Below are 9580 nucleotides of genomic sequence, written 5' to 3'. Positions count from 1 at the left end.
GAACATCAGCCCTCGCCGAGGGCGTGCAGCAGCTGTGCCTTGTTCATCCGGGAGTAGCCCTGGATGCCCCGCGCCTTGGCCCGATCGCGCAGGTCGCGGAAGGTCGGGATGCCCGTGCTGGACGGCGTGGCGGCGGCAGCGGCGCGTTCCCTCGCGGCCTGTGCCGCGTGGCGCTGCGTCTTCTCGGTGCGCCGGAGAACCTTCTTCGCATCCTTCTCGGCCTGCGCGAGTGCGGCCGCCAGCTCGTCCGCCTCCTTGCGGGCCTTCTTGTCGAGCTTCTTGACCAGCCGCTGGGCCTCCTCGACCGCGGTCCGCGCCGCGGCGATGGCCTTCTCGGCCTCCTTCTCGGCCTTCTTCTTCGTCGCCACAGCTCCTCCTTCGCGGGCCATCCCGGCGACATCGGCGGGTGTCCGACGCGTCTGCGCCCACGATACGACCCGTGACCGCCGGTTGGGACTAGCCGATTTCAGCGGGCCAGCGTCGCGAGCAGCGCGTCGATCACCGGCTGCTGGCCCTTGGTGAGCTTGCGGCGCGCGTCCTCGACGGGGAACCAGCGCGCCGCATCCACCTCGGGGAACGCCTGCATGCGCCCGGAGCGCGGTGGCCACTCCACCTCGAAGGTGTTGCTCACGATCTCGGCCGGGTCGAACGATGCCTCGGCCGCGAACACCACGATCGTCTTGCCCGAGGCGCGGAACTCGCCGAGCTTCTCGTACGCGGCGTCCGGGGCGGGGGAGCCCATCTCCTCCGCGAACTCGCGGAGGGCTGCGGTCAGCTCGTCCGTCTCGTCCCGCTCGACGAGCCCCTTCGGCAGCGACCACGCGCCGTCGTCCTTGCGCGCCCAGAACGGCCCGCCCATATGGGCGATCCACACCTCGCGGCCGGCACCCGTGTCCCGGTGCAGCAGGATCGCGGCGCTGCGCACCGGCATCAGCGGACTGTGGCGCTGTCGTCTGGCGTCATGCTGACACCCTACGGCGGGCGGGCGGCTAACGTGGAGGAGTGAACTCCGGCGACGCATGGGTGGAAGGTCCGAACGGCGAGCGGTTCTGGGGCAGGTTCGGCGCCGCTGGCCTGCTCGTCCACGATCTGCGCCGCGGCATCCTGCTTCAGCACCGGGCGGACTGGAGTCACTTCGGCGGCACCTGGGGCCTTCCGGGCGGTGCGCGCCACGAGGGCGAGACGGCCGTCGAGGGTGCGCTGCGGGAGGCCGCGGAGGAGGCGGCGGTGCCCGCGGACGCCGTGCAGGTGCTCTTCGAGAGCGTGCTGGACCTCGGCTTCTGGAGCTACACCACCGTCGTCGCGCAGGCGGTGCGGCCGTTCGAGGCGCACATGGCCGACGTGGAGAGCATCGAGCTCCGCTGGGTGCCGGTGGGCGAGGTGGGCGGCCTCCCGCTGCACCCCGGCTTCGGCACCGCCTGGCCGGAGCTGCGGGCGCGACTCACCGCGCTCGCGGGCTGAGCCGCGCGGCTCGCGCGCTTCCTGCTCAGGATGCGAGGCGCGGCCAGAGCAGAGCGCCCGGCACGTCCTCGCAACCGGAAGGAAGGCCGACGTACGCTCCGGCGCCCGGATAGGGCGCAGCGCCGGGGTAGCCGGGCGCGCCGGGATAACCGCGGTCGCCGCGGTATCGGTAGTGCACATCGGAGAACAACCGGTCGCCGTGGACGGTGCCCAGGTAGGCGCCGCCCGGTGTGACGGCGACGGCGTCGTCCCACGGGAACCACCCGATCCAGTCGCCGTCGGGGTTGAACAGGAAGCGGTTCCGCTCGTCCGAGCGGAACGCGATCCACACCCCCTGGCTGTCGTGCAGGTATACGGTCATCGTCGATCGCCTTTCGGGTCGGCATCGTCGTTCGATGAATGTTCCTCACCTTACCGGATCCCGTGCGGACGGCAAGAGTTGTCGGCGGCGAGCCGGAGAATGGATGCGTGCACATCGTCCTCGACCGGACCGCGTCCGGCGGCATCGTCGCCGTGCGCCCGGACGAGCCCGGCGCGGCGCCCACGGAGATGACCGCGCGCGAGCTCCCTGACTTCGTGCGCGAGCAGGAGCAGGGGGAGGGTCGCCCGCGCTGGGTCTGGAGCGACACCCGGTCCTGGTACCCGGCGCTGCTGGCCGCGGATGTCCGCGTCGAGCGCTGCGTCGACCTGCGACTCTGCCACGTGATCCTGCGCACCTCGGCGCTGACCGCCCGCTCCGGGTTGGCGACCGCACCGCCCGGAGTCTGGGAAGCCCCGCTCGGCGTCGAGGTGCAGGAGGCTCCCGTCGCCGCGGCCCTCTTCGACCTGGAGCACTCCGAGCCGGCGCAGCCACCGTCCGCCCTCGCCGAGTTCGCGTCGCAGCAGGACGCCGTCGCCGGCAGCGACGACCCGCGCCGGCTCCGGCTGCTGCTCGCGGCCGAGTCCGCCGGCGCCCTGATCGCCGCGGAGATGCGCTTCGCCGGCCTTCCCTACAGCGCGGAGCGCCACGACGCCCTGCTCTCCGACCTGCTAGGCCCGCGGCCCAGCTACGGGCGTCCCGCCGTGCTGGAGCGGCTCACCGCCGACATTCGCGAGCACCTGGACGCGCCCGAGCTCAACCCGGACAGCCCGCCGGACCTGCTCAAGGCGCTCCAGCGCGCCGGTCTGATGGCGACCTCCACCCGCTCGTGGGAACTGAAGAAGATCGACCACCCGGTTGTCGAGCCGCTGCTGCGCTACAAGAAGCTCGCCAGGCTGCTCACCGCCAACGGCTGGTCGTGGCTCGACGCGTGGGTGCGCGACGGCCGGTTCCGCCCCGACTACCTGCCGGGCGGGGTGGTCACCGGCCGCTGGGCCACGCGCGGCGGCGGCGCGCTTCAGCTGCCGCGCCAGGTGCGCGGCGCCGTCGTCGCCGACCCCGGCTGGAAGCTGGTGGTCGCCGACGCCGCCCAGCTGGAGCCGCGCATCCTCACCGGTCTCGCCGGGGACGAGGCGATGGCGGCCGCCGGGCGCGGAAAGGACCTGTACGCGGGCATCGTCGCCACCGGCGCGCTCGACGAGCGCGCGCACGCGAAGGTCGCGATGCTGGGCGCGATGTACGGGGCGACGACGGGGGAGAGCGGCCGACTGATGCCGCGGCTCACCCGCGCGTTCCCCCGCGCCATCCGGCTCGTCGAGGAGGCCGCCAGGGCCGGGGAGCGCGGCGAGGTCGTCACCTCGCGCCTGGGCCGGAGCTCGCCACGACCGGGCGGCTTGTGGCAGGCGACCCAGGCCGCGGCCTCGTCCGCCGATTCCACGGCGACGGACGAGCGCCGGGCGCGCAGCCAGGCCCGGGACTGGGGCCGGTTCACCCGTAACTTCGTGGTGCAGGCGAGCGCCGCCGAGTGGGCGCTCTGCTGGATGGCCGATCTGCGCAACCGGCTCACCGCCCTGGCGCCGGGACGACCGTTGCGCGAGGGCCCGCACCTGGTCTACTTCCTGCACGACGAGGTGATCGTGCACACCCCGGTCGACCTCGCCGACGCGGCGGCGGAGGCGGTCGAGGCTGCGGCCGAGCAGGCCGGGCGGCTGCTGTTCGGCGGGTTCCCCGTGGAGTTCCCGGTCACCGCGGCGGTCGTCGACTCGTACGCAGAGGCCAAGTGACGGAATTCGCGAGTGTCGGACTTGGTTGCACCCCACGACCTGACCGAGGATGGAGACCATGACCGACACCGCCACCGCCCCCGCCGACCCGCGTGACGTCCTGGCGCGCTACCGCCAGCGCCGCGAGCAGGCCGTCACCGCGCCGAAGGGCAACCTCGCGCTCGTCAACACCCAGTGGATCACGGGCGACCCGGGCGAGGCGCAGCCGATCTGGGGCGTCCCCGGACTCTGGGCGCCGCTGCCCGCAGGCCAGTCGGGCCTGAAGGTCGTCGCCACCGCGGCGGACGGCATCACGGTCGACGGCGTGCTCGTCGACGGCGAGGCGATCGTGCGCGGCAAGGACGACCCCGCGCCGTCGGAGATCGTCTTCAGCGACACGGTCACCGGCTTCGTGATCGCGAGCGAGGAGGGCGACTACGCGCTGCGGGTGTGGGACGCGAACTCCGAGGCGATCCAGGAGTTCGGCTCCATCGACGCGTTCGACTTCAACCCGGAGTGGATCATCCAGGCCACCTTCTCGCCGATCGAGGGCGGCAGGACCATCGGCTTCGAGCACCTGAAGGACGACGGCAAGACCAGGGACATGGTCATCCCGGGCGAGATCACGTTCAGCAAGGACGGCGTCGACTACAACCTGGCCGCGTTCAAGTCCGGCCGCGCCCTGCAGCTGGTGTTCGCCGACGCCACGAACGGGGACAGCACCTACTCTGTCGGCCGCTTCCTCTTCGTCGCGCCGAACCCCGACGGCACCGTCACCCTGGACTTCAACCTGGCCGTGCTCCCGCCGTGTGCGTTCAGCTACAACTTCAACTGCCCGCTGCCGCCGGCGCAGAACCGCTTCGCGGTCCCGATCGAGGCCGGCGAGAAGAACGTCCTCAACAAGCAGGGCGAGCTGCTCCACTGAGCCACGGCGCCGCCGGGGCAGGAGCCGCCGGGCGTCAGGCGCTCGCTGCGGGCTTTCGTCCGCGCCGCGGGCGCTCCGGGCTCCTCGGCTGCAGCAGCGCTCCCGGATGCGTCGCCAGCGCCGCGGCCACCTCGTCCAGCCACTCGATCGCGGCGCGCGCGCCCAGCTCGGCGGCCCGGTTCGCCGCCAGAAGCGCGCGCGAGTCCGCCTCGTGCCGCAGCTCCCGGATCCGCTCCTCGAACGCCGCGCGGTAGTCCGCGACGACGGCCGCGGGGTCCGCTCCGGCGATCGAGACCGCGACGAGCACCTGGTCCTGCATCTCGTCCCAGTCGGGACGGGCGTCCACCGGCCCGCGCGTGAGCCACGCGGTGGCCTCGGCCTCGCCCGCCTCGGTCAGCGCGTAGAGGGGGAGCCCGTCGTCCGTCTCGCCCGCCGAGGCGACGAGTCCCTGCTCCATCATCCGGTCGAGCGTGGAGTACACCTGCCCGGCGTTCAGGCCGCGCCGATGAGCCGCGCGCATCAGGAACTCGTTCTGGAGCTGAGAGCCGTACGCGGCGCCCTGGGTCAGGACCGCGAGGAAACCGTACTGAACCGACATACTCGGTATGCTATTCCGCCCGCGCGCGCTGGTCGTGAAGGAATCGCCGAATCACAATCTTGTAACTTCGGGCGGTTCTCCGGCATAATCGTGGCAGCGCCTGTGAGGCGCCCAATTTCATAGGTCATGGCACACCGTTCCTGGTCGTAGGGGAAGACGCACCAACGAACGGAGGAAACCATGACGGCTCACGCAGCCCGAGGAGTGCTCTACGTGCACTCCTCTCCCGGCGCGCTCTGCCCCCACATCGAGTGGGCGGCGGGTCGCGCTCTCGGTCGCGCCGTCAACTTCACCTGGGAGACCCAGCCGGTGCTGAAGGGGTCCCAGCGCACCGAGTTCTTCTGGGACGGCCCGCAGGGCACCGGCGCGCGCCTCGCCTCCGCGCTGCGCGGCTGGGAGCACCTGCGCTACGAGGTGACGGAGGACGCGGGCCTCGGCACCGACGGCGGCCGCTGGATGCACACCCCCGACCTCGGGATCTTCTTCGCCCAGACCGACACCGCAGGCAACATGGTGATCCCGGAGGACCGCGTGCGCTACGCGATGGAGATCGCCGGAGCGAACGCGCTGGAGCTGCACCGCGAGCTCCGGCTCGCGCTGGGGCAGGCCTGGGACGACGAGCTCGAGCCGTTCCGGCACGCCCACGACGACACGTCGGTCATCTGGCTGCACAAGGTCGGCTGAACTCCCGCGGCGGGCCGGGCCGATGCCGTCCGCTCGCGGTGAAAAGGGAGGAGTCCCGGGTCACGACGACCCGGGACTCCTCCCTTTTTCCCACGCCGGGCAGGGAGGATGCGGGCCGCGACATGCGGCCGGACGCGGGAAAGGGAGGCGTTCAGGGCCGACGCGGCCGAGAACCCCTCCCTTTCCGACGGGGATGCGCCCGGGTCAGACCGAGCGGATCGCGACGACGGCGTTGTGGCCGCCGAAGCCGAACGAGTTGCTGATCGCCAGCTGCGGGCCGTCGCCGAGCGGCTGCGGGGTGCTGGAGACCTTGAGGGGGATCGCCGGGTCCATCTCGGTGATGTTGATGGTCGGCGGTGCGACACGGTCGCGGAGCGCCAGGATGGTGAACACGGCCTCCAGAGCGCCGGTGCCGCCGAGCAGGTGACCGGTGGACGCCTTGGTCGCCGAGACGGGGATGTCGTGGACGCGCTCCCCGAACACCTCGCGGAGCGCCACGTACTCGGACGGGTCGCCGACCGGCGTGCTGGTCGCGTGCGCGTTGATGTGGGTGACCTCGTCGGCGCTCGCGCCGGCCTGCTCGAGGGCGAGCCGCACGGCGCGGCTCGCACCGCGTCCCTCGGGGTCGTTCGCCGTGATGTGGTACGAGTCGGCGGTCACGCCGCCGCCCACGATCTCCGCGTAGATGTGCGCGCCGCGAGCGAGCGCGTGCTCCTCGGTCTCGAGAACCAGGCTGGCGGCGCCCTCGCCCATCACGAAGCCGTCGCGGTCGACGCTGTAGGGGCGGGACGCGGTGGCCGGGTCGTCGTTGCGGCGCGACAGCGCCTGCATCGACGAGAACGACGCGATTGTGATCGGGTGGATCGCGGACTCGGTGCCGCCGGCGATGACGACGTCCGCGAGGCCGGCCTGCAGGTGCTCGTAGGCGTTCGCAAGCGACTCGGTGCTCGACGCGCACGCGGAGGCGACGGTGCGCGCGAAGGCACGGGCCTCGAAGTGCATGGACACCGCGGCGGAGGCGGCGTTCGGCATGAGCATCGGCACGGTCATCGGAAGAACGCGACGGGGTCCGCGGTCGCGCAGGGTGTCCCAAGCGTCCAGCAGCGTCCAGACGCCGCCGATGCCGGTCGCGTAGTCGACGCCGAGGCGCTCGGGAGCGACCTCGGGCGAGCCCGCGTCCTCCCACGCCTCCATCGCGGAGATCAGGGCGAACTGGCTGGAGGGGTCGAGGCGCTTCGCGACGGGTCGCTCGAGGACCTCCTCCGGCCGCACCTTCGCCTCGGCGGCGAAGGTGACGGGCAGCTCGTACTTCGCCACCCACTCGTGGGTGAGGGTGCGCGCACCGGACTCGCCGGCCAGAAGGCCTGCCCAGCTCTCCGGTGCGGTGCCACCGAGCGGGGAGGATGCGCCCACGCCGGTGACGACGATCTTCTTGGTCATAACGGCAACTCCGTGTGATTGGGAACGACGGCGGACGCGAGGCGCGCGTCCACCCGCGCGGGCGGGGCCGATCGGCCACCGCCCGCGCGAAGGAAGTGTGTCGTGCGGTGCTTAGGCGTCCTGCGCCTTGACGATGAACTCGACCGCGTCGCCGACGGTCTTGAGGTTCTTGACCTCCTCGTCGGGGATCTTGACGTCGAACTTGTCCTCGGCGTTGACGACGATGGTCATCATCGAGATGGAGTCGATGTCGAGGTCGTCGGTGAACGACTTGTCCAGCTCAACCGTGTCGGTCGCAATCCCGGTCTCGTCGTTGATGAGCTCGGCCAGGCCGGCAAGAACTTCTTCGGTGGACAATGCCATGGTTTATCTCCTTGAGGGGGTGTCGTTTTGACCGTTGAACAGTCTAGGGCAGCACGACGACCTGGGCGCCGAAGACCAGACCGGCGCCGAAGCCGATCTGCAGCGCCAGGCCGCCGGACAGTTCCGGGCGCTCCTGAAGGAGCCGGTGGGTCGCGAGCGGGATGGAGGCGGCGGAGGTGTTGCCGGTCGTCTCGATGTCGCGCGCGATGGCGACGGTCTCCGGCAGCTTCAGCTGCTTGGCGAACTCGTCGACGATGCGCATGTTCGCCTGGTGCGGGATGAAGGCGGCGAGCTGGTCCGGGGCGACGCCCGCGGCGTCCAGTGCCTCCTTGGCGACCTTGGCCATCTCCCACACGGCCCAGCGGAAGACCGTCTGGCCGTCCTGGCGGAGGGTCGGCCACGGGCTCTCGCCGTCGCGGAACTCGGTGAGCGTGCTGCCCATCCCGACTGCGCCCGCCTTGGAGCCGTCCGAGCCCCACACCGTCTTCGAGATACCGGGGTACTCGCTCGGGCCGACGACCACCGCACCGGCGCCGTCGCCCAGCAGGAACGAGATGGTGCGGTCGGTCGGGTCGACGACGTCGGAGAGCTTCTCGGCGCCGACGACGAGCGCGTAGTGGGCGACGCCGGTGCGGATCAGCGCGTCCGCCTGGGCGATGCCGTACGCGTAGCCGGCGCAGGCTGCGTTCATGTCGTAGGCGGCGGCCGGGTTCGCACCGACGCGGTCCGCCAGCACCGCCGCGAGGGACGGCGTCTGGCGCGAGTTGGAGATCGTTGCCACGATGACGGCGTCGATCAGCTTCGGGTCGACACCCGACTTCTCGATGGCCTCCTTCGACGCCTCCTCGGCGAGGTCCACCGCGAGCACGTCGTGGCTCGCGCGGGTGCGGGTGATGATTCCCGTGCGCTGGCGGATCCACTCGTCGGAGGAATTGATCGGCCCGATCAGGTCGTCGTTCGGGACGACGAGGTCGCCGCGCGCGGCGCCGATCGAGAGGATGCGCGTGTACTGCGGTCCGTGCGACTGCTGGAGGGTGGGCTGGGTCATCGGGCGGTCTCCTGGTCGATGAGGTCGAAGGCGGCGGGCAGGTCGTCCGGCGTCTTGATGGCGACGCTCGGCACGCCCTTGAGACCGCGCTTGGCGAGGCCGACCAGCGCGCCGGCCGGGGCGACCTCGATGATCCCGGTGACGCCCGCGTCCTGGAACGCCTGCATATCGAGGTCCCAGCGCACGGGGGAGGAGACCTGGCCGACGAGCAGGCGCAGGAACTCGGCGCCGTCGGTGACCTCGGAGCCGTCCTTGTTGGTCCAGAGCCGCACGGTGGGGTCGTTCGTGATCAGGGTGGAGGCGAACTCCTCCAGCACCGGGACGGCCGAGGCCATGTAGCGGGTGTGGAACGCTCCTGCCACCTGCAGCGGGATGACGCGGGCGCGGGCGGGCGGCTCCTCGCCGAGCCGCGCGAGCGCGTCCAGGGCGCCGGCGACGACGATCTGGCCGCCGCCGTTGTAGTTGGCGGGGGAGAGGCCGAGCTCGTCGAGCTTGGCGAGCAGTTCGGTCTCGTCGGCGCCGATCACGGCGCTCATACCGGTCGGTGTCTCCGCGGCGGCCTTCGCCATCGCCGCACCGCGCTCGCGCACGAACGCGACGGCATCCGTCTCCGAGAGCACGCCGGCCCCGGCAGCCGCGGTCAGCTCGCCGACCGAGTGACCGGCGATCCCGCCGATCGTGTCGCGGCGGCCGTCGGCGAGCAGTGCCGAGAGCGTGAGGAGGCCGGCCGACACGATCAGGGGCTGGGCGACGGCCGTGTCCCGGATGGTGTCGGCGTCGCTCACGGTGCCGTGCGCGACGAGGTCGATGCCGACGGCGTCGGAGATGCCGGTGAGCTGGTCGCGGAACGACGACTCCGTCAGCCACGGGTCGAGGAAACCGGGGGTCTGAGAGCCCTGGCCCGGGCACACGATCACAATCACGAGTTCAAGTCTGCCAA

General features: G+C 71.7%; 12 protein-coding genes. 4 read left to right on the top strand and 8 right to left on the bottom strand.

Annotated elements, in window-relative coordinates:
• Window positions 1-5 precede the first annotated feature (5 nt).
• Together AAME72_RS17010 and AAME72_RS17005 are read right to left on the bottom strand one after the other, a co-directional pair.
• Complete coding sequence (locus AAME72_RS17010; protein ID WP_348787716.1) at window positions 6-368, bottom strand: hypothetical protein; 363 nt, start codon at window positions 366-368, stop codon at window positions 6-8.
• Between the two features lie 98 nt (window positions 369-466).
• Window positions 467-931, bottom strand: a complete 465-nt coding sequence (locus AAME72_RS17005; RefSeq protein ID WP_348787715.1) for an NUDIX domain-containing protein — start codon at window positions 929-931, stop codon at window positions 467-469.
• A 71-nt stretch (window positions 932-1002) separates the two neighbouring features.
• Between AAME72_RS17005 and AAME72_RS17000 the strand changes: the two genes are divergently transcribed.
• Complete coding sequence (locus AAME72_RS17000; RefSeq protein WP_348787714.1) at window positions 1003-1461, top strand: NUDIX domain-containing protein; 459 nt, start codon at window positions 1003-1005, stop codon at window positions 1459-1461.
• A gap of 25 nt (window positions 1462-1486) precedes the next feature.
• On the opposite strand, the gene AAME72_RS16995 is transcribed toward AAME72_RS17000, so the two are convergent.
• On the bottom strand, window positions 1487-1822 hold the full coding sequence (locus AAME72_RS16995; protein WP_348787713.1) for a hypothetical protein: 336 nt from the start codon (window positions 1820-1822) through the stop codon (window positions 1487-1489).
• 107 nt (window positions 1823-1929) lie between these two features.
• Here AAME72_RS16995 and AAME72_RS16990 point away from each other — a divergent pair, with 107 nt between their 5' ends.
• Together AAME72_RS16990 and AAME72_RS16985 are read left to right on the top strand one after the other, a co-directional pair.
• Window positions 1930-3603, top strand: coding sequence for a bifunctional 3'-5' exonuclease/DNA polymerase (locus tag AAME72_RS16990; RefSeq protein ID WP_348787712.1), 1674 nt, complete (start codon window positions 1930-1932; stop codon window positions 3601-3603).
• Window positions 3604-3661: 58 nt separating this feature from the next.
• Window positions 3662-4507, top strand: a complete 846-nt coding sequence (locus AAME72_RS16985) for a DUF1684 domain-containing protein (protein WP_348787711.1) — start codon at window positions 3662-3664, stop codon at window positions 4505-4507.
• A gap of 34 nt (window positions 4508-4541) precedes the next feature.
• Here the strand turns inward: AAME72_RS16985 and AAME72_RS16980 are convergent, their stop codons facing one another.
• Complete coding sequence (locus AAME72_RS16980) at window positions 4542-5105, bottom strand: PadR family transcriptional regulator (RefSeq protein ID WP_348787710.1); 564 nt, start codon at window positions 5103-5105, stop codon at window positions 4542-4544.
• Window positions 5106-5285: 180 nt separating this feature from the next.
• On the opposite strand from AAME72_RS16980, the gene AAME72_RS16975 reads away from it, so the two are divergent.
• Window positions 5286-5789, top strand: a complete 504-nt coding sequence (locus tag AAME72_RS16975; RefSeq protein WP_348787709.1) for a DUF3145 domain-containing protein — start codon at window positions 5286-5288, stop codon at window positions 5787-5789.
• Between the two features lie 204 nt (window positions 5790-5993).
• On the opposite strand, the gene AAME72_RS16970 is transcribed toward AAME72_RS16975, so the two are convergent.
• The 4 genes from AAME72_RS16970 to AAME72_RS16955 all read right to left on the bottom strand — a co-directional run bounded on the left by AAME72_RS16970 (window position 5994) and on the right by AAME72_RS16955 (window position 9563).
• Complete coding sequence (locus AAME72_RS16970; RefSeq protein WP_348787708.1) at window positions 5994-7229, bottom strand: beta-ketoacyl-[acyl-carrier-protein] synthase family protein; 1236 nt, start codon at window positions 7227-7229, stop codon at window positions 5994-5996.
• A 111-nt stretch (window positions 7230-7340) separates the two neighbouring features.
• Window positions 7341-7592 carry an acyl carrier protein gene (locus AAME72_RS16965; protein WP_021765217.1) on the bottom strand — a complete coding sequence of 84 codons (252 nt, stop codon included), beginning with the start codon at window positions 7590-7592 and terminating at the stop codon, window positions 7341-7343.
• Between the two features lie 43 nt (window positions 7593-7635).
• Window positions 7636-8640 (bottom strand): beta-ketoacyl-ACP synthase III, encoded by a 1005-nt coding sequence (locus tag AAME72_RS16960; RefSeq protein ID WP_348787707.1) that lies wholly within the window; start codon window positions 8638-8640, stop codon window positions 7636-7638.
• A complete protein-coding gene (locus tag AAME72_RS16955; protein WP_348787706.1) occupies window positions 8637-9563 on the bottom strand; it encodes an ACP S-malonyltransferase in 927 nt (308 codons plus the stop codon). Before AAME72_RS16955 ends, AAME72_RS16960 begins: the two co-directional genes overlap by 4 nt.
• Window positions 9564-9580 lie beyond the last annotated feature (17 nt).

The sequence above is a fragment of the Leifsonia sp. NPDC080035 genome (genome assembly GCF_040050925.1).
Lineage (GTDB): Bacteria > Actinomycetota > Actinomycetes > Actinomycetales > Microbacteriaceae > Leifsonia.
Note: the sequence above shows the minus strand (reverse complement) of the source record. Positions and strands in the feature narration are given on the sequence as shown.

Excerpts from the sequence above, each read along its gene's own strand:
- AAME72_RS17005 (WP_348787715.1), bottom strand. The coding sequence starts at position 931 with ATGCCGGTGCGCAGCGCCGCGATCCTGCTGCACCGGGACACGGGTGCC.
- AAME72_RS16995 (WP_348787713.1), bottom strand. The coding sequence starts at position 1,822 with ATGACCGTATACCTGCACGACAGCCAGGGGGTGTGGATCGCGTTCCGC.
- AAME72_RS16985 (WP_348787711.1), top strand. The coding sequence starts at position 3,662 with ATGACCGACACCGCCACCGCCCCCGCCGACCCGCGTGACGTCCTGGCG.
- AAME72_RS16980 (WP_348787710.1), bottom strand. The coding sequence starts at position 5,105 with ATGTCGGTTCAGTACGGTTTCCTCGCGGTCCTGACCCAGGGCGCCGCG.
- AAME72_RS16975 (WP_348787709.1), top strand. The coding sequence starts at position 5,286 with ATGACGGCTCACGCAGCCCGAGGAGTGCTCTACGTGCACTCCTCTCCC.
- AAME72_RS16970 (WP_348787708.1), bottom strand. The coding sequence starts at position 7,229 with ATGACCAAGAAGATCGTCGTCACCGGCGTGGGCGCATCCTCCCCGCTC.
- AAME72_RS16965 (WP_021765217.1), bottom strand. The coding sequence starts at position 7,592 with ATGGCATTGTCCACCGAAGAAGTTCTTGCCGGCCTGGCCGAGCTCATC.
- AAME72_RS16960 (WP_348787707.1), bottom strand. The coding sequence starts at position 8,640 with ATGACCCAGCCCACCCTCCAGCAGTCGCACGGACCGCAGTACACGCGC.